28 protein-coding genes are annotated in these 26,860 nt (G+C 74.1%); 14 read left to right on the top strand and 14 right to left on the bottom strand.

Annotated elements, in window-relative coordinates; all coding sequences use genetic code 11:
* Window positions 1-107 precede the first annotated feature (107 nt).
* Both pta and OG767_RS27045 read left to right on the top strand, forming a co-directional pair.
* The gene (gene pta / locus OG767_RS27040) at window positions 108-2,177 is read left to right on the top strand and encodes a phosphate acetyltransferase (RefSeq protein ID WP_405091052.1); all 2,070 of its coding nucleotides are present in this window, start codon (window positions 108-110) and stop codon (window positions 2,175-2,177) included.
* Window positions 2,174-3,286, top strand: a complete 1,113-nt coding sequence (locus tag OG767_RS27045) for an acetate/propionate family kinase (protein WP_405091053.1) — start codon at window positions 2,174-2,176, stop codon at window positions 3,284-3,286. The genes pta and OG767_RS27045 overlap by 4 nt, the downstream gene beginning before the upstream one ends.
* Before the next feature lie 190 nt (window positions 3,287-3,476).
* Here the strand turns inward: OG767_RS27045 and OG767_RS27050 are convergent, their stop codons facing one another.
* On the bottom strand, window positions 3,477-3,650 hold the full coding sequence (locus tag OG767_RS27050) for a hypothetical protein (protein WP_357302680.1): 174 nt from the start codon (window positions 3,648-3,650) through the stop codon (window positions 3,477-3,479).
* Between the two features lie 181 nt (window positions 3,651-3,831).
* Here OG767_RS27050 and OG767_RS27055 point away from each other — a divergent pair, with 181 nt between their 5' ends.
* The 3 genes from OG767_RS27055 (at window position 3,832) to OG767_RS27065 (ending at window position 6,931) form a co-directional block, all read left to right on the top strand.
* Window positions 3,832-5,154, top strand: a complete 1,323-nt coding sequence (locus OG767_RS27055; RefSeq protein WP_405091054.1) for a chlorophyllase/cutinase-like alpha/beta fold protein — start codon at window positions 3,832-3,834, stop codon at window positions 5,152-5,154.
* Between the two features lie 154 nt (window positions 5,155-5,308).
* Window positions 5,309-5,842, top strand: coding sequence for a nucleotidyltransferase domain-containing protein (locus OG767_RS27060; RefSeq protein WP_405091055.1), 534 nt, complete (start codon window positions 5,309-5,311; stop codon window positions 5,840-5,842).
* Window positions 5,843-5,965: 123 nt separating this feature from the next.
* Window positions 5,966-6,931 (top strand): alpha/beta hydrolase family protein, encoded by a 966-nt coding sequence (locus OG767_RS27065; RefSeq protein WP_405091056.1) that lies wholly within the window; start codon window positions 5,966-5,968, stop codon window positions 6,929-6,931.
* A 59-nt stretch (window positions 6,932-6,990) separates the two neighbouring features.
* Here OG767_RS27065 and OG767_RS27070 read toward each other — a convergent pair whose 3' ends face one another.
* The 3 genes from OG767_RS27070 to OG767_RS27080 form a co-directional block, all read right to left on the bottom strand.
* The gene (locus OG767_RS27070) at window positions 6,991-7,953 is read right to left on the bottom strand and encodes a zinc-binding dehydrogenase (RefSeq protein WP_405091057.1); all 963 of its coding nucleotides are present in this window, start codon (window positions 7,951-7,953) and stop codon (window positions 6,991-6,993) included.
* Between the two features lie 76 nt (window positions 7,954-8,029).
* Window positions 8,030-9,205 (bottom strand): NADP-dependent malic enzyme, encoded by a 1,176-nt coding sequence (locus OG767_RS27075; RefSeq protein WP_405091058.1) that lies wholly within the window; start codon window positions 9,203-9,205, stop codon window positions 8,030-8,032.
* Between the two features lie 151 nt (window positions 9,206-9,356).
* Complete coding sequence (locus tag OG767_RS27080) at window positions 9,357-9,692, bottom strand: S24 family peptidase (RefSeq protein WP_107160970.1); 336 nt, start codon at window positions 9,690-9,692, stop codon at window positions 9,357-9,359.
* A 53-nt stretch (window positions 9,693-9,745) separates the two neighbouring features.
* Between OG767_RS27080 and sodN the strand changes: the two genes are divergently transcribed.
* Genes sodN through OG767_RS27095 form a run of 3 tightly spaced genes read left to right on the top strand, consistent with a single transcriptional unit; the run spans window position 9,746 to window position 11,111 of the window.
* Window positions 9,746-10,150 (top strand): superoxide dismutase, Ni, encoded by a 405-nt coding sequence (gene sodN / locus OG767_RS27085; RefSeq protein ID WP_107160972.1) that lies wholly within the window; start codon window positions 9,746-9,748, stop codon window positions 10,148-10,150.
* Window positions 10,147-10,707, top strand: a complete 561-nt coding sequence (locus OG767_RS27090; protein WP_405091059.1) for a GNAT family N-acetyltransferase — start codon at window positions 10,147-10,149, stop codon at window positions 10,705-10,707. The genes sodN and OG767_RS27090 overlap by 4 nt, the downstream gene beginning before the upstream one ends.
* A complete protein-coding gene (locus tag OG767_RS27095; RefSeq protein WP_107160976.1) occupies window positions 10,704-11,111 on the top strand; it encodes an ATP-binding protein in 408 nt (135 codons plus the stop codon). Before OG767_RS27090 ends, OG767_RS27095 begins: the two co-directional genes overlap by 4 nt.
* Here OG767_RS27095 and OG767_RS27100 read toward each other — a convergent pair.
* A complete protein-coding gene (locus OG767_RS27100) occupies window positions 11,105-11,512 on the bottom strand; it encodes a hypothetical protein (protein ID WP_405091060.1) in 408 nt (135 codons plus the stop codon). The two genes, OG767_RS27095 and OG767_RS27100, sit on opposite strands and share 7 nt — an antisense overlap.
* A 43-nt stretch (window positions 11,513-11,555) precedes the next feature.
* Between OG767_RS27100 and OG767_RS27105 the strand changes: the two genes are divergently transcribed.
* Entirely contained in the window at window positions 11,556-12,506 is a 951-nt protein-coding gene (locus OG767_RS27105; protein WP_405091061.1) for a diacylglycerol/lipid kinase family protein, read from the top strand.
* 442 nt (window positions 12,507-12,948) lie between these two features.
* Entirely contained in the window at window positions 12,949-13,206 is a 258-nt protein-coding gene (locus OG767_RS27110) for a WhiB family transcriptional regulator (RefSeq protein WP_013288358.1), read from the top strand.
* A 124-nt stretch (window positions 13,207-13,330) separates the two neighbouring features.
* Here the strand turns inward: OG767_RS27110 and OG767_RS27115 are convergent, their stop codons facing one another.
* The 4 genes from OG767_RS27115 to OG767_RS27130 are packed head-to-tail and all read right to left on the bottom strand — an operon-like array spanning window position 13,331 to window position 16,669.
* Window positions 13,331-14,068, bottom strand: a complete 738-nt coding sequence (locus OG767_RS27115) for a sirohydrochlorin chelatase (RefSeq protein WP_405091062.1) — start codon at window positions 14,066-14,068, stop codon at window positions 13,331-13,333.
* On the bottom strand, window positions 14,050-14,808 hold the full coding sequence (locus OG767_RS27120) for a phosphoadenylyl-sulfate reductase (protein ID WP_281937753.1): 759 nt from the start codon (window positions 14,806-14,808) through the stop codon (window positions 14,050-14,052). The genes OG767_RS27115 and OG767_RS27120 overlap by 19 nt, the downstream gene beginning before the upstream one ends.
* Window positions 14,805-14,963, bottom strand: coding sequence for an IS1 family transposase (locus tag OG767_RS27125; RefSeq protein ID WP_174530537.1), 159 nt, complete (start codon window positions 14,961-14,963; stop codon window positions 14,805-14,807). Before OG767_RS27125 ends, OG767_RS27120 begins: the two co-directional genes overlap by 4 nt.
* Window positions 14,960-16,669 carry a nitrite/sulfite reductase gene (locus OG767_RS27130; RefSeq protein ID WP_405091063.1) on the bottom strand — a complete coding sequence of 570 codons (1,710 nt, stop codon included), beginning with the start codon at window positions 16,667-16,669 and terminating at the stop codon, window positions 14,960-14,962. The genes OG767_RS27125 and OG767_RS27130 overlap by 4 nt, the downstream gene beginning before the upstream one ends.
* Before the next feature lie 542 nt (window positions 16,670-17,211).
* Here OG767_RS27130 and OG767_RS27135 point away from each other — a divergent pair.
* Window positions 17,212-18,957: a glycosyltransferase family 39 protein gene (locus OG767_RS27135; protein ID WP_405091064.1), complete on the top strand. Its 1,746-nt coding sequence runs from the start codon at window positions 17,212-17,214 to the stop codon at window positions 18,955-18,957.
* A 16-nt stretch (window positions 18,958-18,973) separates the two neighbouring features.
* Here the strand turns inward: OG767_RS27135 and OG767_RS27140 are convergent, their stop codons facing one another.
* On the bottom strand, window positions 18,974-20,536 hold the full coding sequence (locus OG767_RS27140) for a histidine kinase N-terminal domain-containing protein (protein ID WP_405091065.1): 1,563 nt from the start codon (window positions 20,534-20,536) through the stop codon (window positions 18,974-18,976).
* A 24-nt stretch (window positions 20,537-20,560) separates the two neighbouring features.
* Window positions 20,561-21,589, bottom strand: coding sequence for an SIS domain-containing protein (locus OG767_RS27145; RefSeq protein ID WP_405094324.1), 1,029 nt, complete (start codon window positions 21,587-21,589; stop codon window positions 20,561-20,563).
* A gap of 183 nt (window positions 21,590-21,772) precedes the next feature.
* Here OG767_RS27145 and OG767_RS27150 point away from each other — a divergent pair, with 183 nt between their 5' ends.
* Window positions 21,773-23,386, top strand: coding sequence for a tetratricopeptide repeat protein (locus OG767_RS27150; RefSeq protein ID WP_405091066.1), 1,614 nt, complete (start codon window positions 21,773-21,775; stop codon window positions 23,384-23,386).
* Between the two features lie 44 nt (window positions 23,387-23,430).
* Here OG767_RS27150 and OG767_RS27155 read toward each other — a convergent pair whose 3' ends face one another.
* On the bottom strand, window positions 23,431-25,020 hold the full coding sequence (locus OG767_RS27155) for an MDR family MFS transporter (RefSeq protein WP_405091067.1): 1,590 nt from the start codon (window positions 25,018-25,020) through the stop codon (window positions 23,431-23,433).
* Window positions 25,021-25,139: 119 nt separating this feature from the next.
* Between OG767_RS27155 and OG767_RS27160 the strand changes: the two genes are divergently transcribed.
* Window positions 25,140-25,709, top strand: coding sequence for a TetR/AcrR family transcriptional regulator (locus OG767_RS27160; RefSeq protein WP_405091068.1), 570 nt, complete (start codon window positions 25,140-25,142; stop codon window positions 25,707-25,709).
* Window positions 25,710-25,725: 16 nt separating this feature from the next.
* Here OG767_RS27160 and OG767_RS27165 read toward each other — a convergent pair whose 3' ends face one another.
* Window positions 25,726-26,265 carry a GNAT family N-acetyltransferase gene (locus OG767_RS27165; RefSeq protein ID WP_405091069.1) on the bottom strand — a complete coding sequence of 180 codons (540 nt, stop codon included), beginning with the start codon at window positions 26,263-26,265 and terminating at the stop codon, window positions 25,726-25,728.
* Entirely contained in the window at window positions 26,262-26,477 is a 216-nt protein-coding gene (locus OG767_RS27170) for a biotin/lipoyl-binding carrier protein (protein ID WP_091068708.1), read from the bottom strand. Before OG767_RS27170 ends, OG767_RS27165 begins: the two co-directional genes overlap by 4 nt.
* A gap of 227 nt (window positions 26,478-26,704) precedes the next feature.
* Between OG767_RS27170 and OG767_RS27175 the strand changes: the two genes are divergently transcribed.
* Entirely contained in the window at window positions 26,705-26,779 is a 75-nt protein-coding gene (locus tag OG767_RS27175) for a 50S ribosomal protein bL37 (protein ID WP_369752275.1), read from the top strand.
* Window positions 26,780-26,860 lie beyond the last annotated feature (81 nt).

Genomic DNA, 26,860 nt, shown 5'->3' on the forward strand with positions numbered 1-26,860 from the left:
AGCCGCTTTCCGGTCGCACGAGGGGCCGCAACCGCAAGATCGGCGGGAGGAGAAGACGGGGGACAAGGACCCGGGCGGGGGGATGGGCGATCTTGTAGCGTGAGGTCGTGGCGCGCAGCGTGTACCTGACCGGCGTGGGGTCCGGCGGAGGAAAGTCGACGGTGGCGCTCGGCCTGGCCGAGCTGCTGTCCCGGCAGGTCGAGCGGATCGGCGCGTTCCGGCCGCTGGTCGCCGGCGGTGACACCCCGGACCCGATCCTGGCCCTGCTCACCGAGCGCTACCGGGTGGAACTGCCCGTCGACAAGCTGCACGGCGCGACGTACGCCGAAGCCACCGCGCTGGTCACGAACGGCCGGCGGGAGGAGCTGATCGCGGCGATCGTGGCCCGCTACCGGGAGGTGGAGCGGCGCTGCCCCGCCGTCGTGGTGGTCGGCAGCGACTTCGCCGACGGGGACGGCGCCGGCCCCCGTGAGCTGGCCTTCAACGCCCGCCTGGCGATCGAGTTCGGCAGCGTCGTGGTGCCCGTGGTGGACGGGTTCGACCAGCCGCCCGAGGCCATCGCGGCGGCGATGCGCGGCGCGTACCACGATCTGGCCGACCTCGGCGCGACAGTGGTGGCGGTGGTCGCCAACCGGGTACCCGGCCCGATGACGCTGCCCGAGCTGCCGGTCCCCGCGTACGCGATCCCGGAGGTGCCGACCGTGTCCGCGCCGACGGTGGCCGAGGTGGCGACCGCGCTCGACGCCACCCGGCTCGCCGGCGACCGGGCCGCGCTGGACCGCGACGTGCTCGACTACGTGGTCGGCGCGGCGCACGTGCCGACGCTGCTGGACCACCTCACCGACGGCGCGCTGGTGATCACCCCGGGCGACCGGGCCGACCTGCTGGTCGCCGCCGGCGCCGCCCACGTGGCCGGGCAGGTGTCGCTGGCCGGGCTGGTGCTCACGCTCGGCGAGCAGCCCGACCCGCGCGCCATGCGGCTGGTCGAGCGGATGAACACCGGGCTGGCGGTGCTGTCGGTGACCAGCGACAGCTACGACACGGTCGAGGCGTCCAGCCGGATCGAGGGCCGCCCCAGCACCGCCAACCCGCGCAAGGTCGAGGCGGCCCTGGGCGCGTTCGAGCGCTGCGTGGACACCGACGACCTGGCCGCCCGGCTCCGGGTCACCCGCTCCGCGCGGGTCACCCCGCTGATGTTCGAGAACGACCTCATCGACCGGGCGCGGGCCCGACGCCGCCGGCTGGTGCTGCCCGAGGGCGCCGAGGAGCGCATCCTGCGCGCGGCGGAGGTGCTGCTGCGCCGCGGCGTCGCCGAGCTGACGCTGCTCGGGCGGCCGGACGAGATCGCCCGGCGAACCCGCGAGCTGGGCGTCGACGTCGGCGACGCGCAGCTCGTCGACCCGGCGACCAGCGAGTGGCGCGACGAGTTCGCCGCCGCGTACGCGAAGCTGCGCGCCCACCGGGGCATGACGCCGGAGCTGGCGCACGACATCGTGGCGCAGCCCAACTACTTCGGCACCATGATGGTGCAGGCCGGCCGCGCCGACGGGATGGTCTCCGGCGCCACCCACACCACGGCCGCCACCATCCGGCCGGCCTTCGAGATCATCCGGACCGTGCCCGGCGTCTCGGTCGCGTCGAGCGTCTTCTTCATGCTGCTCGCCGACCGGGTGCTGGTCTACGGCGACTGCGCGGTCAACCCCGACCCGGACGCCGCCCAGCTCGCCGACATCGCCCTCTCCTCGGCCGACACCGCGGCCCGGTTCGGCATCGAGCCGCGGGTGGCGATGCTGTCGTACTCCACCGGCAGCTCCGGCGCCGGCGCCGACGTGGAGAAGGTCGCGGCGGCCACCGAACTGGTCCGGAAACGCCGGCCGGAACTGCTGGTCGAGGGGCCGATCCAGTACGACGCGGCGATCGACCCGCAGGTGGCCGCCACCAAGCTGCCGGACAGCCCGGTGGCGGGCCGGGCCACCGTGTTCATCTTCCCGGACCTGAACACCGGCAACAACACGTACAAGGCGGTGCAGCGCTCGGCCGGCGCGGTGGCGGTCGGCCCGGTCATGCAGGGCCTACGCCGACCGGTCAACGACCTGTCCCGGGGCGCGACCGTGCCGGACATCGTCAACACGGTGGCGATCACCGCCATCCAGGCCGCCACGGAGGCGTCGCAATGAGCCGCATCCTGGTCCTCAACAGCGGATCCTCATCGGTCAAGTACCGGCTGTACGACGGCGACGAAGTGCTCGACAAGGGCACCGTGGAGCGGGTCGGCGAGCCGGGCGGCGGGCCGGCCGACCACGAGAGCGCGGTCCGGGAGATCATCGAGCGGCTCGACCTCGACGGGCTGGCCGGCGTCGGGCACCGGGTGGTGCACGGCGGACGGCGGTTCAGCGCCCCGGTGCTGATCGACGACGCGGTCGTCGCCGGGATCGAGGACCTCGTCCCGCTGGCCCCGCTGCACAACCCGGCCAACCTGGCCGGCATCCGGGTCGCCCGGGAGGCGCTGCCGGACACCCCGCAGGTGGCCGTCTTCGACACCGCGTTCCACCACACGCTCCCCGAGGCCGCCGCCACGTACGCGATCGACCGGGCCACCGCCGAGCGGTACGACGTGCGCCGCTACGGTTTCCACGGCACCTCGCACGCGTACGTGTCGCGGCGGACCGCCGAACTGCTCGACCGGCCGTACGCCGAGCTGAACACCATCACGCTGCACCTGGGCAACGGGGCGAGCGCGTGCGCGGTGCGGGGCGGTCGCAGCGTGGCCACCTCGATGGGCATGTCCCCGCTGGAGGGCCTGGTGATGGGCACCCGCAGCGGCGACCTCGACCCGACAGTCATCTTCCACCTGCGCCGCGAGGCGGGGATGGGCGTGGACGAGATCGACGACCTGCTCAACCACCGCAGCGGCCTGCTCGGGCTGACCGGTGTCAACGACATGCGGGAGGTGCTGGCCCGCCGGGACGCCGACGACCCGGCCGCGGCGCTGGCGTTCGACGTCTACTGCCGGCGGATCACCGGCTACGTGGGCGCGTACTACGCGCTGCTCGGGCGCGTCGACGCGATCGCTTTCACCGCCGGGGTCGGCGAGCACGCCGCCGGAGTGCGGGCCGCGTCGCTGGCCGGCCTGGAGCGGCTCGGCATCGCCGTCGACCCGGCCCGCAACGACGGCACCGGTGACCGGCTGATCTCGCCGACCGGTGCCGAGGTCGCGGTGCTCGTGGTCGGCACCGACGAGGAGCGGGAGATCGCCCGGGAGACCCGCGAGGTGCTCGCCGCCTGATCACGGTCGACGCCACCGCGCCGAGGTGCCGACATCCCGGCGCGTCCGACGCCACGCAGACATCCCGGCGCGTCCGACGCCATGCCGACATCCCGGCACGTCAGACGTCACGCACAGGCATCCTGGCGTGGACAGCGTCACGGCGTGCCGGCGTGGACCAGCGCCACGGCGTGCCGGCCGTGGGGCCGGGTCAGCCCAGGGCGACCCAGGCGACCAGGGCGACGACCACCACGGCGGCGACGGCGAGGCCGGCGATCAACGGCAACCGGGACGGCGCGGGCGCCGCCGCAGCCGGCTCGGGCGTGTCCACGAAGGCGCGGAACTGCGCGGTGTTACCGCTGGGGTCGGTGTAGTTCTCAGCCATGCGGGTGACCCTAGCGAAGCCCACCGCCCGCCAGTGTCCCGCCGGGCCGGAGTCGGCCTGCCCGGGCGGCCGGGGCGGGCAAACCCCGGCCGGGTGGCGGAGGCGTGGCCCGGCCGGGTGGCGGGGGCACCCGCCCGGACGGCGGGCGCGGTCGGCCCGCTCGGCTGCCTACCGTGCAGGCATGACGGGGCGGCGGCTGGTGGCCGTGTTGACGACGGCGCTACTGGCCGGCTGCGGGTCGGCGGTCGCCACCACCGGCCCGGTCCCGGCCGGCGTCCGGACCGCGCCGCAGCACCCGTACGCGGTGGGGATGCGGCAGTTCACCATCGACCCGGACGGTCCTCGTCCCCTGCCGGTCACCGTCTGGTACCCGGTGGACCCGGCCGCCGTCCCCGACCCGGTCACCGCCCTCCCCGCCACGCCGCACCCCGCCGACATCCCGGGGCCGCACTCCGCCAGACCGCGCTCCGCCGACCCCTCCGGACCGCGCTCCGCCGACCCCTCCGGGGCACGCTCCCCGGACCCCTCCGGACCGCACTCCCCCGCCCCCTCCGGAGCACGCTCCCCGGACCCCTCCGGACCGCACTCCCCCGCCCCCTCCGGAGCACGCTCCCCGGACCCCTCCGGACCGCACTCCCCCGCCCCCTCCGGAGCACGCTCCCCGGACCCCTCCGGACCGCACTCCCCCGCCCCCTCCGGAGCACGCTCCCCGGACCGCTCCGGACCTCGCTCCCCCGACCCCTCCGGACGGGACCGGGGGGCCGTTCCACCGAGCCCCGGCACGGAGGCCGGGCCGATGGTCCGGACGCGGGCGCCGGTGGCCGCCGGGCGGTTCCCGGTGGTCGTCTTCAGCCACGGACTGCGCAGCCTGCCCGCGCTGCACGCACAGCTGACCACCCGCTGGGCCGCCGCCGGTTTCGTGGTGGCGGCACCCACCTACCCCCGTACCAACCTGCGCGCCCGCGCCTTCACCCGCGACGACGTCCGCAACCAGCCGGCCGACGCCCGGCGACTGGTCCGTCACCTGGTTCGCCTGGGCGCACGCCCCGGTGACGCGCTCGGCGCGCACCTGGCCGTGGACCGGTTCGCCGCGGCCGGGCACTCGGCCGGTGGCCACACCACGCTCGGCATGTTCGTCGCCGGGCGATGGTCCCCGCTGCGGGCCGGGATCGTGATCGCCGGTGGCCGGCCGGTCGCCGGCCTCGCGCGACCGTCGACGCCGATGCTGTTCGTGCACGGCGCCGCCGACCGGATCGTGCCGGAGTCGATCGGCCGGGCCGCGTACGCCCGCTGTCTCGGGCCGGCCGCCTTCCTCAGCCTGCCCGGTCAGGGCCACGGCGAGTACCTGAACCCGGGCCGCCCCGGCTTCACCGAGGTGCTCGCGACCACCACGGACTTCCTCCGCTGGACGCTCTACGCCGACCGGACGGCCCTGGGCCGCCTCCCCACCGACGCCACCACCCCCGGCGTCACCACGTTCACCACCCGCGCCCTCCCCACCTGACCTCCCCTCCCCGCCCCAGCCCGTCCCTCCCCGCCCCTCCCCGCCGATCATGAAGTTGACGGTGCTCGTCGTCCGATTTGTCACCGCCAACTTCATGATCACCTGATGGGGCGGCGGGGCGCGGCGGGGCAGGGGGCGGGGGTAGGTTCGGGCGGTGGACGGGCTGGTGGAGCGGCAACTGGGCGCGATCGGCGAGGTGGTCGAGCTGGCCGGCGCGGACGGCATCGAGGTGTGGCTGCGCGGCGGCTGGGCGATGGACTTCCACCTCGGGGCCGTGAGCCGACCGCACGTCGACGTCGACTGGTACTGCTGGCGGCGCGACGCCGAGCGGTTGGCCGTCCGGCTCGGCGGGCAGGGCTGGCGACCCGATCCGCGCATGCCGGCCGCGCAGCAGCTCGACCTGCTGCGGGGCGATGTCGAGCTGAGCTTCGCCTACCTGGAACGGGTCGCGGCGGGCCGGGTGGTGGTCGGCGCCGGTCCATGGGCGGGCACGCCCCTGCCGGCGGGGATGCTCGACGCGCCGGCCGGCCGGATCGGGTCGCTCACCGCACCGGTGATCAGTGTCACCGCGCAGATCGAGTTCAAGGAGATGTTCCCGGTCTGGATGCCGGAGCGGCCCCGCCGTGCGAAGGACGCCGCCGACCTGGCCCGCCTCCGGGCCTCGGTCGGCGACCGTCCGGCGGGCTGACCCAGCCGCCGCTCGCCGCCCGCCCAAGGTGTTAAGCGGGGGCCCCTCCTCTACCGCAGGCGTTAACAGGGGGCCCCTCCTTACCCGCCCGGCCAGCGGGGGACGCGAGGCACAATCGAGGGCATGCGCTGTCGTTCCGTCGTTCTGGCCACCGCCGTTGCCCTGCTGGGCGTCGGTCTGGCCGGCTGCTCGGAGCCGACCGCCCCGACCGGGCGGCCCGCCCCCGACACGTCCCCGAAGAGTGCCACCCCGACGCCCCGCGTACCGGCCGGCAAGGCGCCCGCGACGAGCTTCGCGGTCGGCGTACGCCAACTGAAGCTGAACCGCGACGGTGATCGACCGTTGCCGGTGTCGCTCTGGTATCCGGCGGTGGGACCGGCCGGCGGCGCGGCGAAGCGGTCCGTCCCGGCGGCGGCCGGGCGGTTCCCGGTGGTGGTGTTCAGCCACGGGCTGGGTGCCCGGCCGGAGGACTACCAGGTGTTGCTGACGCGCTGGGCGGCGGCCGGATTCGTGGTGGCCGCGCCGCGCTTCCCGCACACCGGGCGGGGCGGCGACGGCAACCCGCTCGACGTGCTCAACCAGCCGGCCGACGTGTCGTACGTGCTGAGCCGGGTGCTCGCGCTCGACGCGACGGCGGGCGATCCGCTGCGCGGCCGGCTGGACCCGGACCGGGTGGCCGCGACCGGGCACAGCGCCGGCGGGGTGACCACCATCGGGCTGTTCACCACCGGCCGGGACGAGCGTCTGGACGCGGGCATCGTCTTCGCCGGTACGGCGCTCGGCGTGGGCACCGCGTTCGCCGGCGCCGCCGCACCGCAGTTGTTCGTGCACGGCGAGGCGGACGAGGTGGTGTCGTACGCGGCGGGCAAGGCCGTCTTCGACGCGGTGCCGTGGCCGAAGGCGATGCTCAGCCTACCGAAGGGTGACCACGGCCGGGCGCTGCTCGGCGACGGGAGGACGCTGCGGGTGGTCGCCGACACCACAGTCGAATTCCTGCGCTGGACGCTCTACGGCGACCCCACCGCAAAGACCCGCCTCCCCGCCGACGCCACCCGAGGCAACATAGCCACCCTCAACGACCGGCTGTAAGGAGGGGCCCCTTCTTAACGTCTCCGGTAGAGAAGGGGCCCCTTCTCACCACGCCGGCCTCACGCCGTGTGGTCGACGACCACCTTGCCGAAGACCTCGCCGGAGTGCAGCCTGGCGAACGCGTCGGAGATGTCGCTGAACGGCACCACCCGGTCCACCACCGGCCGGACCCCGTGCTCGGCGCAGAACGCGAGCAGTTCGGTCAGCTCGTCCGGGGTGCCCATGGACGTGCCGAGGATCTCCAACTGCATGGCGAAGACGCGGCGCAGGTTGACAGTGGGCTCGTGCCCGGCGGTCGCGCCGGAGACCACGATCCGGGCCATCGGCGCGGCCGACTTCAGCGAGTGGTCGAACGTGGCCGCGCCGACCGTCTCGATCACCACGTCGACCCGCTCCGGCAGGCGCGCGCCGGGCTCCAGCGCGGTGGCGCCCAGCTCGGTGATCCGCTCCCGCTTGGCGGCGTCGCGGCTGGTCGCGTACACCCGCTTGCCGAGCGCGACGGCGAGCGCGACCGCCGCGGTGGCCACGCCCCCGCCGGCGCCCTGGACCAGCACCGACTCGCCGTCGGCGACGCGGCCCTTGGTGGTGAGCATCCGCCACGCGGTGAGCCAGGCCGTGGGCAGGCACGCCGCGTCGGTCGCCGCCAGGCCGTCGGGCAGCGGCAGCAGGTTCATCCGGGGTACGGCGACCAGCTCGGCGAACGTGCCGGGGAAGTGCTCGGAGAGGATGGAGACGCCGCGCGGGTCGCCCGGGGTGGGCACCACCGGGTAGATGACCACCTCGTTGCCGTCCGGGTCGGTGCCGACCGCGTCGCAGCCGAGGATCATCGGGAGCTGGTCCGCGGTCAGGCCCACGCCACGCAGCGACCAGAGGTCGTGGTGGTTGAGCGAGCTGGCCCGCACCCGCACGGTGACCCAGTCGTCCTGCGGGTGGACCGGCTCGGGACGGTCGCCGACGGCGAGCGCGGCGAGCGGGTTGTCGGCGTCGAAGGCCGAGGCATAGGCGGCACGCATGATCGGCACGGTAACAAGCTGAGCGGGCGTTAAGAAGGGGCCCTTCCTATGCGAAATGCGATAAGAAGGGGCCCCTCCTTACACCTCAGCGGCGGGCGACGCCGTCGCGGCGCGCGGCTTCGGCGACCGCGTCGGCGACCGCCGGGGCGACGCGCGGGTCCAGCGGGGACGGCACGATCGCGTCCGCGGTCAGCGACCCGGCCACCACGCCCGCGATGGCGTCGGCGGCGGCCACCTTCATCCCGTCGGTGACCCGGGTGGCCCCGGCGTCCAGCGCGCCCCGGAACACGCCCGGGAAGGCGAGCACGTTGTTGATCTGGTTGGGATAGTCGCTGCGCCCGGTGGCCACCACCGCGACGTGCCGGGCGGCCACCTCGGGGTGCACCTCCGGCGTGGGGTTGGCCAGCGCGAAGACGATGCCGCCGGGGGCCATGCCGGCCACCGCCGCCTCCGGGATCTGCCCGCCGGAGACGCCTACCAGCACGTCCGCGCCGCGCAGCGCCTCGGTGACGTCGCCCCGGCGGCCCTCGGCGTTGGTCAGCTCGGCCAGCTCGGCCTTGGTGCCGGTCAGCTCGCGGTGCCGGCCGATGATGCCGCGCGAGTCGCAGACCACCACCCGGGCCGGGTCGACGCCGCCGGCGATCAGCATCTTCGTCACCGCCACGCCGGCCGCGCCGGCGCCGCTGACCGCGACCCGCAGGTCACCGAGCTTGCGGTTGAGCAGCGTCGCCGCGTTGCGCAGCGCGGCCAGCACCACGATCGCGGTGCCGTGCTGGTCGTCGTGGAAGACCGGGATGTCGAGCGCCTCGTCCAGCCGGCGCTCCACCTCGAAGCAGCGCGGTGCGCTGATGTCCTCCAGGTTGATGCCGCCGAACGAGGGCGCGAGCGCCTTGACCGTCGCCACGATCTCGTCGACGTCCTGGGTGTCCAGGCAGACCGGTACCGCGTCCACGCCCCCGAACTGCTTGAACAGCACCGCCTTGCCCTCCATCACGGGCAGCGCGGCGCGTGGGCCGATGTTGCCCAGGCCGAGGACGGCGGAACCGTCGGTGACCACGGCGACGGTGTGCGACACCCAGGTGTAGGTGTCGGCGAGCGCGGGGTCGGCGGCGATCGCCTCGCAGACCCGGGCGACCCCCGGGGTGTACGCGAGGGAGAGGTCCTCCCGGCTGGTCAGCGGCACGGTGGAGGCGACGGCCATCTTGCCGCCGAGGTGGAGCCGGAAGACGGGATCAGCGGGGTCCGGGGTGGACGCAGACATGGTGACTCCAGGATCTGTCGAGCAGACGGACCGGCCGGCGCGGTCAGCGGTGGTCAGCGACCGGCGGGGCGGCGGTGCGGGGGTCACCCGGGCACGTTCCGAGCATAACCACGCACCGGCTCCCAGGATGTGAGCGGGGTCATATCCATGACTACCCCTGCCGGCCCCTGATCCGTCCCGGACGCGGCCACCACCGCGCCACCACCCGACCCTGGACGTCGGCCACCCCGTACGCCCGGGAGTCGTCGGTGACCAGGTCGTTGTCGCCGCGCAGCCACCAGCCACCGTCCCGTGGCTCGACCGCGCGCTTCACCACCAGCAGGTCCGGTCGGCTGCGGAAGACCGCGACCACCACGTCGCCGGCGCGGACCGGCCGGCCACCGGTGCGGACCAGCACCGCGTCGCCGTGACGCAGCGTCGGGGACATGGACGGGCCGGTGATCAGCACGGGCAGCACGGGTTTCACCTCCCGCCCGCTGGAAAGCATCTCCAGGAGTAATGTCGTCTTGGATCATCGCAAACATCCCATGGAGGACCCTGATGCGCCTTCCTCGCATCCTCACGCCCCGGGTGACCGCCAGTGCCCACTGTGACCTGCCCTGCGGCGTCTACGACCCGGCCCAGGCCCGGATCGAGGCCGAATCGGTCAAAATGATCTGCGAGAAGTACCAGGCGAACACCGACCCGGAGTTCCGGACCCGCGCCATCCTGATCAAGGAGCAGCGGGCCGACCTGGTCAAGCACCACCTGTGGGTGCTCTGGACCGACTACTTCAAGCCGGCGCACTTCGAGAAGTACCCGCACCTGCACCAGCTCTTCAACGAGGCCACCAAGCTGGCCGGCGCGGCCGGCGCCAAGGGCGGCACCGACCCGGCCAAGGCCGACGAGCTGCTCTCGAAGATCGACGAGATCTCCAAGATCTTCTGGGAGACCAAGCAGGCGTGACCTCGCCTGGCACGGCACCGACGATCCGGCCGGTACGTCCCGAGGACGTACCGGCCGTCGTCGCGATGGTGCACGAACTCGCCGCGTACGAGCGCGCCCCGGAGCAGTGCCACCTCACCGTCGAGCAGCTCCACGCGGCGCTCTTCCCGAACGCTCCGGCGTTGTTCGGGCATGTCGCGGTGGACGCGGCGGACGAACCGGTGGGCTTCGCGCTCTGGTTCCTCAACTTCTCCACCTGGGCCGGCGTGCACGGCATCTACCTGGAGGACCTCTACGTCCGCCCGGACGCCCGGGGCACCGGCGCCGGCCGGCAACTGCTGGCCACGCTGGCGGCGATCTGTGTGGAGCGCGGCTACCAGCGGCTCGACTGGTGGATGATCAACTGGAATCCGGCGGCCCGCTTCTACTCGTCCATCGGGGCCACCCCGATGGACGAGTGGACGCCGTACCGGCTGGCCGGGGCCGCGTTGCGCGAGCTCGCCACGCGGGCGACGCCCGCGCCCACGCACCCGGCCGCCCGACCGGGTAGAGTCCCGCACCGGGGGGATGAGGCGTGACTCAACTGACCGGGCAGCCGACGACGGACGACGACGTCGTGCACCTCACCGTGCCCGCCGACGGTGGCTACCTCGGCGTGCTCCGCACCGCCACGGCCGGGCTCGCGGCCCGGCTCCAGTTCGCCCTCGACGAGATCGAGGATCTGCGCATCGCGGTGGACGAGGCGTGCGCCATGCTGCTCGCCATCGCCACCCGTGACGCCGAGCTGGAGTGCCGCTTCGCGGTCACCGAGGACGCGCTCACCGTCGAGGTGACCGTGCCGACCGTGCGGGGCGCCACGCTGCCGTCCGAGTCGTCCTTCGCGTGGAAGGTGCTCACGGCGCTGACCACCGGGGCCGGTGCCAAGGCGGTCGACGGGCGCGCCACCATCTCGCTGCTGACCCGTCGCGCCGGCGGCTACTGAGCGCCCGGCCGCGCGCCGAAGCCGAGCGCCCGGTTGGTGGGACCGCTCACCAGCAGCGCGACCATGCCGATCCCGAGCGCCATCAGCGGCAGTCCGAGCCAGCCCAGCCCGCCGGAGATCATGTACCACCCGATCGGCAGCAGCATGAGCTGGAGCACGATGGCCGGTGCGCGGGCGCCGGACCGACGCCGGGACAACGCGCCGCCGAGCGCCCAGAGCACGACGGCCCCGGCCACCGCGAACGCCGTGATCAGCAGCGCGGAGGTGAGGTCCGTGGTGCGGGCGGTGAGGTCGGACCAGATCAGCCACACCGCGATCAGCCCGAGCGCCACCGCCTCGACGCGCAGCAGGAGCACCGCCGCGCGGAGCGGGCCGGGGACCGGGTCCGAGTCGATCGTCACGGCCGCCACGATACCGGTGGGTAGGCGCGGTAATGTGCCGCCCATGCGGGCCGTCCTGGTGGTCAATCCGAAGGCCACCACCACGAGTGAGCGCAGCCGGGACGTACTGGTCCGGGCGTTGCGCAGTGAAGTCGACCTGTCGGTGCGCTACACCCGCCGGCGGGGCCACGCCATGGATCTGGCCCGGGAGGCCGCTCAGGAGGGCGTCGACCTGGTGGTCACGCTTGGCGGTGACGGCACCGTCAACGAGGTGGTCAACGGGTTGATGGCGGCGGAGCCGCCGACGTTCCGCACCGGGCCGACCTCGGCCGAGCGGCTGCCGGCGCTGGCCACCGTGCCGGGTGGTTCGACGAACGTCTTCGCCCGCGCGCTCGGGCTGCCGCGGGAGTGGCCGGACGGCACCAGCATGATCCTGGAGGGGTTGCGCCTGGGTCGGTCCCGCACGATCGGGCTGGGCCGGGCGGACGACCGCTACTTCACGTTCTGCGCGGGCTTCGGGTTGGACGCGGCGGTCATCCGCCGGGTGGAGCAGGCCCGCAAACGGGGTCGGGTGTCCACCCCGGCGCTCTACTTCCGGTCCACGGCGAGCCAGTACTTCGTCGGCTCGGACCGCCGCCACCCGTCGATCACGTTGGAGCGTCCGGGTGAGGCGCCGGCGACGGGGCTGTCCACCGCCATCATCCAGAACACCGCGCCGTGGACGTACCTCGGCGACCGGGAGATCAACCCGAACCCGGAGGCGTCGTTCGACCTCGGGTTGGATGTGCTCGCGCTGCGACAGCTCAAGGTGGCCAGTACGGCACGGACAGTGACGCAGTTCTTCTCCCGGCAACCCGATCCGCACGGCAAGCAGGTGCTCCGCCTGCACGACTTGTCGGAGTTCACACTGCTCACGGCGCGTCCGCTGCCGTTCCAGCTGGACGGTGACTACCTCGGCGAGCGGGAAAAAGTCAGATTCACCTCCGTTCCCGCCGCACTGAGAGTAATCTGCTAGGCCTCGGGTATCCCCGTCGGTTGACGCGGACCCCACCGCGAGGGTGAGGGCCGCCACGCCGAGGAAGGATGCCGGAAATGTCAGCAACGTCACGCAGACCGTACTATATTGATCCTCGACTGTGGCACGCCGGGTAACGAGAGCCCTCGCAAACCCGGACAAACGGGTGGTGAGGCCGCTCACTGTTCGGAGTTTTTCCGAGCGTCACCCTTGACATCGCTGTAGTTCGTGAAAGTATTCACAAGCGAACTCGTGTTACCGGGACATTGCCTGGATATGCTCGTCAGGTTGAGCTGTTCCAGCAGGTCCAGGGGCCCGCAGCCTGCTCACGCAGAGCCGAATTGACGGATGCTGACCGTCACCGATCGGCAATGCGGATGCATATAGGAATAGCAACGAAGCGTTATCTGGCCACCCACTAAGAATGAGGAGTGTTGCCGCCATGGACTGGCGCCACGATTCGGTCTGCCGCGACGAGGACCCGGAGCTGTTCTTCCCGATCGGGACGTCCGGCCCGGCTCTCCTGCAGGTGGAGCAGGCCAAGGCCGTCTGCCGGCGCTGCCCCGTGACCGACCAGTGCCTGCAGTGGGCGCTGGAGTCCGGTCAGGACGCCGGCGTCTGGGGCGGGATGAGCGAGGAGGAGCGCCGCGCGGTCAAGCGCCGCGGCGGTCTCCGGGTGCTGCGCGCTCACTCCGCCTGACCCACTCACGCCGCACGCCCCGGCCGGGATTCCCGGCCGGGGCGTTCTGCTGTTCCGGAAGCCGGTCAGGCCGGGGCGGCTGCTCTCCGGGCTGCTCGACGAGTGCGCCGACGACGAGCGCCGGTCAGGCCGCCGCCGTCACCCGCCGCCACACCAGTTCGGCAAGCTCCGGGAGGTCGGTGAGCGGGTCGGCGACCGCCACCGCGCCGGCCGAGCGGGCCGCCGCGCGTACCCCGTCGTGGAACCGGCCCGGCGCCAGGAAGTAGGCGGCCACCGCGACCCGGCGGGCGCCCGCCGCGCGCAACCGCCGCACCGCGCCCCCCACCTCCGGAGGCGCCGCCGAGGCGTACGACACGCGGCAGGGCACGCCCAGCCCGGTGCCGAGCGCCGCGGCGACCCGGCCCACCGAGGCCCGCGCGGCGGGATCCCGGGTGCCGGCCGCGGCCAGCACCACCGCGTCCGCGTCCGCCCCGGCGGCCTCGCCCAGCCGGCGCCGCAGGCCGGCCAGCAGCCGACCGTCGACCACGCCGCCGGTCGGCCCCAGCACCTCGGTCACCCGCACGTCGAGGCCCGCGCCGGCCGCCGCGATCGCCGCCGGGATGTCCACCTTCCGGTGGTACGCGGCGGTCAGCAGCAACGGCACCAGGACCACCCGGGAGTGCCCGTCGGCGGCCAGTCGCCGCAGCACGTCGGCCGGCCCGGGATCGGTGTGGTCGAGCCAGGCCGGCAGCACCGGCCGGCCGGGACAGCCGGCGCCCACCGCCCGGGCCAGCGCCCGCGTCGCCTCCGCCGCGCGCGGGTCACGGCTGCCGTGCGCCACCAGCACCAACGGTGACGCGTCGGTCAGGTGTGCAGGCCGCACTCGGTCTTCTCGAACATCGCCCAGCGCCCGGCCCGCGGGTCCTCCCCCGCCTTCAGGCGACGGGTGCACGGCCAGCAGCCGATCGAGCCGTAGCCCTTGGCGAACAGCTCGTTCACCGGGATGTCGTGGCGGGCCACGTACGCGTCCACCTCACGCTGCGTCCAGGCGGCGATCGGGTTCACCTTGACCTTGCCGCGACGCGGGTCGAACCCCACCACCGGCGTGTTCGCGCGGGTCGGCGACTCGTCCCGGCGCAGCCCGGCGGCCCAGGCGTCGTACCCGGCCAGCGCCCGTTCCAACGGCTCCACCTTGCGCAACTGGCAGCAGTCGTCCGGGGACCTGTTGAACAGGCGGGGCCCGTACTGGCCGTCCTGCTGGCCGACGGTCATCCGGGGGCGGATCGAGCGGACCCGCACCGGCATCCGCCGGGCCACCTCGTCACGCACCCGGAGCGTCTCCGGGAAGTGCAGCCCGGTGTCGAGGAACACCACGTCGACGCCGGGTGCGACCCGGGAGACCAGGTGCGCCAGCACCCCGTCGGCCATCGAGCTGGTCACGCAGAACCGCTCGCCGAACGTCTGCACCGCCCAGCGGGCGATCTCCAGCGCGGGCGCGTCCGCCAGCTCCCGCCCGGCCTCCTCGGCCAGCGCGCGCAGCTCCGCCGGGTCCCGCCGGGCCGGGTCGGCCGGAGCGGCGCCGCCGACCAGACCCAGCCCGGCGGCGGAGACCAGGCCGGTCACCGGGCCACCGCCCGGCCCAGCAGCCCGGTGAACTTCACCGAGAAGACCCGCGCGCAGGCGTGGCACTCCCAGGCGCCGTGCCCGGCCTCGTGCGGTCGCAGGTCCTCCTCCCCGCAGTACGGGCAGTAGAGAGGCGCAGATCGAGCGTCACTCACCGAAGCTCCTCCTCGTCGACTCTGATGACCCAGTTGGCGAAGCTCTCGCCGTCGGTCCGGCCGGCCAGGTAGCGGCGGGCCAGCCGTTCCACGTACTCCGGAAGCTCGTCGGCCGTGGTCTTCAGGCCGCGCAGCTTGCGGCCGAAGCCGGCGGTCTGCCCGGCGGCCATGCCGAGGCCGCCGCCCAGGTGCACCTGGAAGCCCTCGACCTGCCGCCCGTCCGGACCGACCACGAGCTGGCCCTTGAGCCCGATGTCCGCGACCTGGGTGCGGGCGCAGGCGTTCGGGCAGCCGTTCAGGTGGATGGAGATGTCCGCGTCGAAGTCCCGCAGCCGCTCCTCCAGCCGGGCCACCAGCTCCTCACCGCGCCGCTTGGTCTCCACGATGGCCAACTTGCAGAACTCGATGCCGGTGCAGGCCATGGTGCCGCGCCGCCAGGCCGACGGCCGGGCCTCCAGACCGATTCCGCGCAGCGCCGTCACCAGCTCCTCGGTCCGCTCCGGCGCGACGTCCAGCACCAGCAGCTTCTGGTACGGGGTGAGCCGCACCCGGTCGCTGCCGTGCGCCTCGACCACGTCGGCCAGCGCGGCGAGCTGGGTGCCGGACACCCGGCCCACCACCGGGGCCGCGCCGACGTAGTTCGCGCCGTCGCGCTGCGGGTGCACGCCGATGTGGTCGACCGGCTTCGCCGGCAGCTCCGCGGCCGGGCCGTCCAGCAGCGCCCGGCCCAGGTACTCCTTCTCCAGCACCTCGCGGAAGTGCTCCACGCCCCAGTCCGCGACCAGGAACTTCAACCGGGCGCGGTTGCGCAGCCGGCGGTAGCCGTAGTCACGGAAGATGCCGACCACGCCGGCCCACACGTCCGGCACCTCGTCCAGCGGCACCCAGACGCCGAGCCGCTTGGCCAGCATCGGGTTGGTGGAGAGCCCGCCGCCGACCCAGACGTCGAAGCCGGGGCCGTGCTCCGGGTGCTCGACCCCGAGGAGCGCGATGTCGTTCGCCTCGTACGGCGTGTCGACCAGCCAGGAGATCGACGTCTTGAACTTGCGGGGCAGGTTGGAGAACTGCTTGTCGCCGACGTACCGGCGGACGATCTCGTCGATGGCCGGGGTCGGGTCGAGCACCTCGTCCCGGGCCACGCCGGCGACCGGGCTGCCGAGCACGATCCGGGGGCAGTCGCCGCACGCCTCGGTGGTCTGCAGGCCGACCGCCTCCAGCCGGCGCCAGATCTCCGGCATGTCCTCGACCCGGATCCAGTGGTACTGGATGTTCTGCCGGTCGGTGATGTCGGCGGTGTCCCGGGCGAACTCGCGGGAGATCTCCGCGATCACCCGGAGCTGGGCCAGGCTGAGCTGACCGCCGTCCACCCGCACCCGGAGCATGAAGAACTCGTCCTCCAGCTCGTGCGGCTCCAGCACGGCGGTGCGCCCGCCGTCGATGCCGGCCTTGCGCTGGGTGTAGAGCCCCCACCAGCGGAACCGGCCGCGCAGGTCCTGCGGGTCGATCGAGGCGAAGCCCCGATGGGCGTAGATGTTCTCGATCCGGTCCCGCACGTTCAGCGGGTCGTCGTCCTTCTTGATCCGCTCGTTGGGGTTGAGCGGCTCACGGTGCCCGAGCGCCCACTGGCCCTCGCCGCGCGGCCGGCGGGGCGCCCGGGCGACGGGAGCCGAAGCGTCCGAGCGGGTGGGGGTGCTGCTGACCGCCATCGCGGCGTCCTCCGTTGTCTGCTGCGGTGCCTGGGAGCGCGGACGCGGCGGCCGGCCCTGGGGAGGGCCGTGGACGGCGGTGTCGCTGACGGCCGGCGCGGAGCGCCCGAGACAAATGGGTCGGGCGTCGTCAGTGGGCCGGACAGATCGCGCTGCGCACGCGGCCGTAGTCAACGTGGCGACGGGCCACGAAGCGGCGGACGACAGCGGCGGTCATGTGCATCATGCTGCCACACCGCCGGACCACCGGCTAGCGGCCGACCCGCTGATCCCACATCACGGGCGTCCCATCTCAATCGACACCCGTCCACCCCTCACCCCCCGTGACCAGCATCACTTCCCCCGCCCACCCTTCACCCCCCAACCCACCCCCGCCCCGCCCACCCCGCCCCGTCGATCATGAAGTTGGCGGCGACAAAAGGGACGCCGGACGCGGTCAACCTCATGATCGACGAGCCCGGGGGGCCTCGGTGCGGGCCCGGGCCGGGTGGAATTGGTGGAGCGGGCCGGCGAGGGTGGGCCGGCGTGTGACGCTGCGGGGTGTGAGCGCGTTCACCCAACCTGCGCCGGGCCGGGCCTGGGCCGGTTGGCCGGTGTGGGCGGTCCCCGGGTTGGTCACCCTGGCGATCACGCTGGTCGGGCTCGGGCATGCGCAGCCCTGGCGGGACGAGTTGGCCACCTGGAGCGCCGCCACCCGCCCGCTGCCGGACCTGGTCCGGCTGACCCGCACCATCGACGCCGCCACCGGGCCGTACTACCTGTTCATGCACGGGTGGACCGCGGTGGCCGGCACCTCCCCCACGGCGCTGCGGCTGCCCTCCGCGCTCGCCATGGCGGCCGCCGCCGCGCTGACCGCCCGGCTCGGCGCGCGCCTCGCCGGCGACCGGGCCGGGCTCCTGGCCGGGCTGCTGTTCGCCGTCCTGCCGGCCACCTCGCGCTACGGCCAGGAGGCCCGCCCGTACGCGCTCGCCACGCTGCTCGCCGTGCTCGCCACGCTGCTGCTGGTCGACGCGTTGTGCCGGCCGTCCCGGCGGCGCTGGGCCGGGTACGCGGTCGCGGTCGCCGCCCTCGGCCTGCTCCACCTGATCGCGCTCACCCTGCTCGCCGCGCATGCCGTGGCGGTGCTGCTGACCGCCGCCCGCGGCCCGGCCACCGCCGGCCTCGGCCCGGCCGACCAGCCCCGACCCGACACCCTCGACGCGCCCCCGCCCGGCGACCCGGGAGCGGAGGCTGCGCACCTGGCCGGCGGGGCGGCACCGGCGCCCGGCCGGCGGGTGCTCGCGTGGTGGCTGCTGGCGCTGCTCCCGGCCGTCGCGCTCGTCACCCCGCTGGCGTCGACCGCCCGGGGCCAGCGCGGCCGGCAGCTCGACTGGGTCGATCCGGCCCGCCTGCCGGACCTGGTGTCGCTGCCGGGCGGGCTGGCGCAGAGCGGCGTGGTGGGCGGGTTCCTGCTGGGACTCGCCGCGCTCGGGGCGGTTCGGCTCGGTCGGCGGGCGCTGCTGCCCGGGGCGGCGGCGCTGCTACCGGTGCTGCTGCTCTTCACCGCCGGCACGCTGGTTCCACTCTGGGTGACCCGCTACCTGCTCTTCATCGTGCCGTTCGGCTGCCTGCTGGCCGGGGCCGCACTGACCGCGGCGACGCCGGCCGGCAGCCGACCGGCCGTGGCGGGACCACTCGGATCAGCGCCGCCCGAACCAGCGCCGCGTGAAACAGCGCCGCCGAGAGCGGCGCCGGCCGAGACGGGGCCGTCCGGCACAGGGCAGCCCGGGACAGCACCGCGCGGAACGAGGCCGGGCGGAGCAGCGCCGGGCGGGACCGGGCTCGGGGCGGCGCTGGCCGTGATCGTCCTGGCCGGGCTGCTCGGGCTGCCCGATCAGGCGGCGTTGCGGCGTACCCACGAGTGGCCCCGCAGCGCCCCGGTCGACTACGCGGGCGCGGCCGGGATCGTCGCCGCCGGTGCGCGGCCGGGCGACGCGATCGTGTACTCCCCCCGGGACGGCTGGCTGTTCCCGGATCTGGGCCTGGCGTACCACCTGGGGTCGCGGCTGCCCCGCGACGTGCTGGTGGTCCGCGACCAGCGGGCGGACGCGAGCCTCTGGGCCACCGAGTGCGGCGACCCGGCGCGCTGCCTGGCCGGCGTGGACCGGGTCTGGCTGGTGGTGACCGGGCGCCGGGCGGACCCGCTGGCGGCGGTGCCCGGCGCGAAGGGCGAGGCGTTGCGGGACGGCTTCACGGTCCGCCAGGTCTGGCCCCGTCCAGGGCTCACGGTGGCGTTGCTCGCCCGGTGAGGCGGTCGCGCGGGCGTCAGGGCGGCCCCGCCCGGCCGGTGAGACGGTCGGTGGTGCCGCGGGCCAGCGGGACGACGAGCACCGCCTCGGTGCCGCCGGTGGGGCCGTTGCGCAGCTCGATGGTGCCGCGCAGCTCGCCGGTGACGAGCGCCCGGACGATCTGGAGCCCGAGGTTGCCGCCGCGCTCGGCGTCGAACTGCTCGGGCAGGCCGCGACCGTTGTCGGTGACCGAGACGTGGAGCTGCTTACGGTGCCGGTGCACCGAGACCACCACCTCGGGTCGCGGCGCGTCCGCCGGGGCGGGGGCGGCCTCCTCGTCGGCCGGCGGGAAGCCGTGTTCCACGGCGTTGAGGAGCAGCTCGTTGAGCACCATCACCAGCGACGTGGCGATCTCGGCGGGCAGGACGCCGAAGCTGCCCTTGCGACGCATGCCCACGGTCACCTCGGTGGCGGCCACCTCGGTCGCGGCGCTGGCCACCCGGTCCACGATGCCGTCGAACTCGACCGCCTCGTCGCTGGACATGGAGAGCGTCTCGTGCACCAGCGCGATCGAGGCGACCCGGCGTACCGATTCCTCCAGCGCGACGCGGGCCTCCGGCATGGCGACCCGGCGGGCCTGGAGACGCAGCAGCGCGGCGACGGTCTGGAGGTTGTTCTTCACCCGGTGGTGGATCTCCCGGATGGTGGCGTCCTTGGTGATCAGGGCGCGGTCGCGGCGGCGTACCTCGGTGATGTCGCGGACCAGGACCAGCGCGCCGATCGGCACACCGGCGGGCATCAGCGGCAGCGCCCGGGTGAGCATGGTGGCGCCCCGGGCGTCGATCTCGCGGCGCGGCGGGGCCTCGCCGCGCAGCGCGGCGAGCACCGCGTTGCCGGCGTCGGTGCCCTCCAGGGGGTCGCCGGCCAGGCGGCGGTGCAGCTTGGCCAGGTCCTCCCCGACCAGGTGGGAGGCGAAGCCCAGCCGGCGGTACGCGGACTGCGCGTTCGGGCTGGCGTAGGTGACCTTGCCGTTGGCGTCGAGCCGCACCAGCCCGTCGCCGACCCGGGGCGCCGAGGTGGTCTCGCCCGGGTGCCGGGGCGGCGGGAACGTGCCGTCGGCGATCATCTGGGCCAGGTCGTCGGCGGTGGTCAGGTAGTTGAGTTCGAGCTGGCTCGGGGTACGCGCGGTGGAGAGGTTGGTGTCCCGCCCGACCACGGCGACCACCTCGCCGCTCTCCCCGTCGCCGGTGCGCAGCCGCACCGGGATGGCCTCGTGCCGGGCCGGCACGTCGCCGTACCAGACCGGGTCGCCCTCCCGCCAGATCCGGCCCTGCCGGTGGGCCACCTCCAGGTGCGCCACCTCGGGCCCGCCGACGATGCGGCCGACCTGGTCGTCGAGGTAGGCGGTCGGGGCGGTGGTGGGGCGGACCTGGGCCACGCAGAGGAAGGTGCCGTCGCCGTCCACCGGCACCCAGAGCAGCAGGTCGGCGAAGGAGAGGTCGGACAGCAACTGCCAGTCGCCGGCGATCCGGTGGAGGTGGTCGATGTCGGCCGGCCGGAGCGTGGTGTGCTCCTCGGCGAGCTCACGGAGGGTGGACACGCCCCACAGCGTGCCACGCCCGGCTCACATCGTGGTCGTGACCTTCTTCAACCCGCGCGGCGCGTCCGGGTCCTCGCCGCGGGTCAGCGCCAGCGCCAGCGCGAGCCGTTGCAGCGGCAGGATGTCGAGCAGCGGCGCGTACCGCTCGTCGACCTCCGGGACCGCCATCCGGGTCTCCCCGACGTCGGCGGAGCCGACCACCACCACGTCGGCCCGGCGTTCGCCGAGCCGGGGCAGCACCTCCCGCATCGACGTGCCGCCGGGGCCGGAGCCGACCACGGCGAGCACCGGCACGTCCGGGTCGGTCATGGCGAGCGGGCCGTGCAGCAGGTCGGCCCCGGAGAAGGCGAGCGCCGGCAGATACGACGTCTCCATCAGTTTGAGCGCCGCCTCCCGGGCGGTCGGGTACGCGTAGCCCCGGCCGGTGGTGACGAGCTGGGCGGCGAACCGGTAGCGCGGGGCGAGCCGGGCCGGGGTGTCGTCGGCGAGCGTGCGGGCGGCCAGCTCGGGCAGGCGGGCCAGCGCGGCCCGCTCGTCGGCGGGCAGCACGCCGTTGCCGGCGCGTACGCCCTCGATGAGCATGAGCAGCGCGAGCAGCTCGGCGGTGTAGGTCTTGGTGGCGGCGACCGCCCGCTCGTGGCCGGCGGCCACGTCGACGCTCAGCTCGGCGGTCTCCACCAGCGGCGAGTCGGGGTTGTTGGTGACGGCCAGGGTGAGCGCGCCGGAGGCGCGGGCCACCCGCAGCACCTCGGCGAGGTCGGGCGAGCCGCCGCTCTGGCTGACGCCGACGACGAGCGCGTCGGACAGGTCGGGGCGGGCGCCGAAGACGGTGATCGCGCTGGGCGAGGCGAGCCCGGCGGGCAGGCCGAGGCGGATCTCGGTGAGGTACGCCGCGTAGAGCGCCGCGTGGTCGGAGGTGCCCCGGGCGGTGAAGACCACGTGCCGGGGTCGTCGCTGCGCGACGGCCGCCGCGACCCGGGCGATGGCGTCCGCGTGCTCGGCGGTGAGCAGACGCTCGTAGCCGGCCGGCTGCTCGTCGATGTCGGCGGCCATGCCGGCCCCTGGACGTGTCACCCCGCACCCCCTTCTGCGCGATTGCCGCGCGTTCGGTGCTCAGTCTTGCACGTTTGCGCCGCAGCCAGCAAAGCAACGAGCAGTAGTGCGCAGTGGATCACCACTCGTCGACAAGATCCCCTAGGCTTGCCCGGCTGACCGACCCGCCGGCGAGAGGACGACGTGCCCGAGGACGACGCCGCGCTCTCCGCGGAGGAGGAACTCGCGCTGGCCCGGCTGGCGCTGGGCGAGGGCGACCTCCGGCACGCCGCCGACCACGTGGCCGCCGCGCTGGTGCGCTCCCCCACGCTGCCCGAGGCGCACGAGACGCTCGCCCGGCTCGCCGCGGCCAGCGGCGGCGACCTGGATCTCTTCCCGCTCGGCCAGCACGCCTTCGTCGGCGCCGTGGTGGCCCGGGCGCACCTGCTCGCCGCCGCCGGCCGCCCCGCCGAAGGGCTCGACCTGCTGGCCGCCGCCACCGGCTACGCGCCCGGCGCGCCGTGGGCCGCCGTGCCCTGGGTGACCGCCGCCGACCTGCCGGAACGGCTCGACCCGGAGCGCGCCGCCCGGATCCTCATGCAGGTCTGCGCCGCCGCGCCCGACCCGGTCCCGCGCCGGCTGCGCGAGCCGCTCCAGCCGTACCTCACGCTGGCCCGCAACGCGATCACCGTGCATCCGGACCACCCGCTGCTGCTGGGCGCGGCGTCCGCGCTGGCCCGGCGGCTCGGCGAGGTCGCCCTCGCGGTCACCTGGGCCACCCGGGGGGTACGCGCGGAGCCCACCAAACTCGGCGAGGTGTGGCTCGGGTACGCGTACCGCAGCGCCGGCCGGACCGCCGACGCGCTGGCCGCGCTGGAACGTGCGGTCGCGCTCGACCCGGACGACCTGGCGGTCTACGCCGACATCGCCGGCACGTTGGCCGACCACGGCCGGCTCGACGCGGCGCTGGGCTGGGTCGACCGGGCGCTGGCCAAGGACCCGACGTTCGACTGCGCCGTGCACACCGCGTACCGGCTGCGTTTCCTGCGCGACGGGAACGTGGACCACCTGGTGGCGCTCGCCGACTTCGTCCGCGACCACCCGGACGACACGCACGAGCACGGCGACCTCGCCGAGTGCTGCCGTGGACGGCCCTGGCTCGGCCAGGTGACCCCGGCCGCCGCCGACCGGCCGCCCGCGCCGGACGACGCCACGCGCCCGTCGGCCGACGCGGTGCTGCGGCTCCAGCAGGTGGCGCACCCGGCGTGGCCGCATCCCCCGGCCGCGTACGACGCCGCGGTCGGACTGGCCACGCTGGACCTGACCGACCTGCTCGGCCTGCTGGCGTACCCGCCGGACGCGCCGCCGACCGCGCTGGGCCGGGTGCTCGGCGGTCAGGACCCGGCGCTCTGGGCCCGGTGCGCGCAGGTCTGGGCGTGTCTCGGCCTGCTGCACCACCGCACCGACGAGCCGTGGGCGGGGTCGACCCGCCGCCGGGTGCTGCGGGACCTGGCCGGGGGCGAGCCGGGCGCGGTGGCCGAGGCGGCACTGTTCGCCCTGATCACCGCCGCCTGGGTGGACCCCGCCGTACGCGCCGACGTGGCCGCGCTGGTGACCGGGCGGCTCGCCGGGGTGGCGGCCGGTCGGGTCCGTCACACCCCGGCGGCGGTGTCGCTGGCGCATCTGGCGCGGGCCACCCCGGCCCTCGACGCGCCCGCCCGCGCGACGGCCGACGCGCTGGTCGCCGCCGCCGACGCCGGCCCGCTGCGCCGGCTGTGGCGACGCCTCACCGGCCTGTTCCGCCGCGGGCGGCGTTAGGAGGGGCCCCTTCACATCGCCAGGCGTTAACCGGGGCCCCCTCCTTACACCGGGGCCTTGCCGAGTGCGATCTCGGCCTCGTCCTCGGGGGTGGCGCTGGGGGGCGGGGTGTCGTTCGTCGCGCGCAGCGGCACCTCCTTGATGAACCAGGCGAGCACCGGGACCGCCACGGTGATGAAGACGGCCCAGAGGAACACGTGCGAGATGGCGTCGGAGAGCGCGCCGAGCACCAGTTCCCGGGCCGGGCCGGTGAGCTTCTTCAGCGCCTCCAGGTTCATCGCGCCGCCCTCACCGCCGCCGCCACCGGCGAAGGCCGGACCGGCGGCCGAGTCGGCGAGCTGGTTGGCGAAGACGGCGCCGAAGAGCGAGACGCCGAACGAGCCGCCGATGGACCGGAAGAACGTGGCGGCGCCGCTCGCCGCGCCCAGGTCCTTCTGCTCGACGCTGTTCTGGGCGATCAGCATCGACGTCTGCATCAGGAAACCCATGCCGACGCCGAGCACGACCATGTAGAGCGAGGACTGGGCCTTGCTGGTGTCGAGGTCGAGCAGGCTGAGCAGCCCCATGCCGAGGGCCATCACCACGCCGCCGACGATCGGGAAGGCCCGGTAGCGGCCGGTCTTCGTGATCGTGCGGCCGACCACCAGCGACACCACCAGCATGCCGAACATCAGCGGGAGCAGCAGCAGGCCGCTGTTGGTGGCCGAGGCGCCCTGCACGGTCTGCTGGTAGAGCGGCAGGAAGTTCATCGCGCCGAACATGGCGAAGCCGAGCAGGAAGCCGATCACCGAGATGAGCGCGAAGTTGCGGTTGGCGAACAGGCCCAGCGGCAGGATCGGCTCGGGCACCCGCCGTTCCACGAGCGCGAACGCGACAAGCGCGACCACCGCCAGCGCGGCCAGCCCGAGGATCTGCGGCGAGGCCCAGTCGTACTCGTTGCCGCCCCAGGTGGTGACCAGCACGATCGCGGTGATGCCGACGGAGAGCAGCGCCGCGCCCAGCCAGTCGATCTTGTGCTCGGTGCGGTACTTCGGCAGGTGCATGGTGGTCGCGAGCAGCAGCAGCGCCACGCCGCCCAGCGGCAGGTTGACGTAGAACGCCCAGCGCCAGGAGAGGTGGTCGGTGATGAAGCCGCCGACCAGCGGGCCGGCCACCATGGCGATGGCCATGATGCCGGCGATCATGCCCTGGTAGCGACCCCGCTCACGCGGCGGGACCAGGTCCCCGATGATCGCCATGACGCCGACCATCAGGCCGCCCGCGCCGAGGCCCTGGACCGCCCGGAACGCGATCAGCTCCATCATCCCGCTGTCGGTGCCGCCGAAGACGCCGGAGCCGGACATGCCGCACAGCGCGGAGCCGATCAGGAAGACGACCACCGCGGTGAGGAAGACCGCCTTGCGGCCGTAGAGGTCACCGAGCTTGCCCCAGATCGGGGTGGAGACCGTGGTGCCCAGCACGTACGCGGTGACCACCCAGGTGAAGTGGTCGGCGCCGCCGAACTCGAACACGATGCGCGGCAGCGCGGTGCTGACGATCATGTTGTCGAGCATCGCGAGCATCATCGCGATCATCAGGCCGAACAGGACGACGCGGACATTGGGTCTCGCGATGTCCGGTGCTGGTTGACTCATCGGTAGGCTCCCCCGCAGATCCGTGATCGACTTACTTGCCGCCCGGCTAGTTAACTTACTAGCCGCACGGTAAGCTGACTACGGGACGAACGTCAAGCGGATGGGAAGGTGTCGGTCGGGTGAGCGAGAGCACAGGCGGCACGCGGCAACGGATCCAGGCCGTCGCGCTGGAGCTCTTCACCGAGCAGGGTTACGAGAAGACCTCGCTGCGGGAGATCGCCGAGCGGCTCAACGTGACCAAGGCCGCGCTCTATTACCACTTCAAGAGCAAGGACGAGATCGTCACCAGCTTCGTCGACGACCGGCTGCGCCGGATGGACGAGCTGATCGCCTGGGCCGCGGAACAGCCCGCCACGCTGGCGACCCGACGCGCGCTCATCGCCCAGTACGCCGACGCCATGTTCGCCGGCGAACTGCCCAAGGTGATGCGGTTCTTCGAACAGAACCAGACCGTGCTCAAGAGCCTCGCCGCCGGTCAGCAGATGCGTGACCGGATGATGCGGCTGGCCGGCGAGCTGAGCCGCGGCGACGACTCGCCGGCCGCCCAGCTACGCGCCGCGCTCACCCTGTTCGCGGTGCACAGCAGCTGGTTCGCGGTGCGCGCACCGGGCGTCACCGACGAGGAACGCAAGAAGATCGCCCTCGAGGTGGCCGACGAACTGCTCGCGAAGATCGGCGACGAGGGCTGACGCTCCGCCGCAGGGGTCAGGGCGCGTCGGTGAGGGCGCGGCGGTCGGCGGCGGTGGTCAGCACTCGACGCAGGCCGAGCAGCTCGATCCCGGGCTGCGGGGCCCAGTCCTTCTCCGGCGCGCGGACGAACCCGAACCGGTCGTAGAGGCGCCACGCGGTCGCCGCCATGCCGGCGCGTACGCAGATCACCACCGCCGAGCAGCCCAGCTCGGCGGCGCGCGCCACGCACGCCTCGACCAGCGCCACGCCGGCGCCCCGGCCCTGCGCGGCCGGATCCACCGCGAGCATCCGGAACTCCGCCTCACCGGGCCCGGCGAGTTCGGCGTACGGGGTGCCCGGCAGCACGAACGTCACCGCGCCGAGCACCGCGCCGGTGCCGCCGTCCACGGCCACCAGCACCTCACCGGTCGCCGCCCGGCCGGCCACGTCGGCGAGCACCGGCGCGTACCCGGTCTCGCCCTTGAGCTGGCCGTCCGCCTCGTACGCGGCCACCGTCAGGCGGGCCACCGCCGGGAAGTCCGCCGGCTCGGCGCGGCGGACGAGCGGGCGGGTCAACCGATCACCGCGATCAGGTCGCCGTCCTGCACCACGTCGCCCTCGTTGACCGCCAACTGCTGCACCACGCCGTCGGACTCGGCCACCACCGGGATCTCCATCTTCATCGACTCCAGGATCACCAGCGTGTCGCCCTCGGACACGGTGTCCCCGGCCGACGCGACGACCTTCCAGACGTTCGCCACCATCTCGGCGCGGATCTCCTCGGCCATCTCCCGGCCCTCCCTCTCCCCGACAGTCCTGCGAACGGTCATCCAATCATGACGCCGGTCACGTCGAATCTCTGACCACCGGCGCTCCGACTCGCCCCACCCCGTCCCGGGCGCGGTCGGCGGCACTAGCATCGTCCGGGTCGGCACCCGGGGTGACCCGGGGACCGTACGCGACCTCCGCCGCGCTCGCCCGCGGCCGGACCGTGACCAGCACTAGGAGGCAGAGCATGGCGAAGAAGGCCCGGAAGAAGAAGGCCCGGAAGAAGAGCAGCGCCAACCACGGCAAGCGTCCCAACTCCTGATCACCCGATCAGCGCGAGGGCCGCATCGGCCCTGAACCGGCCCGTGGGCCGGACACACCGGTGGCCCGGGTCCGTGCGGAC

It is taken from the genome of Micromonospora sp. NBC_01392, assembly GCF_045040125.1.
GTDB lineage: Bacteria > Actinomycetota > Actinomycetes > Mycobacteriales > Micromonosporaceae > Micromonospora.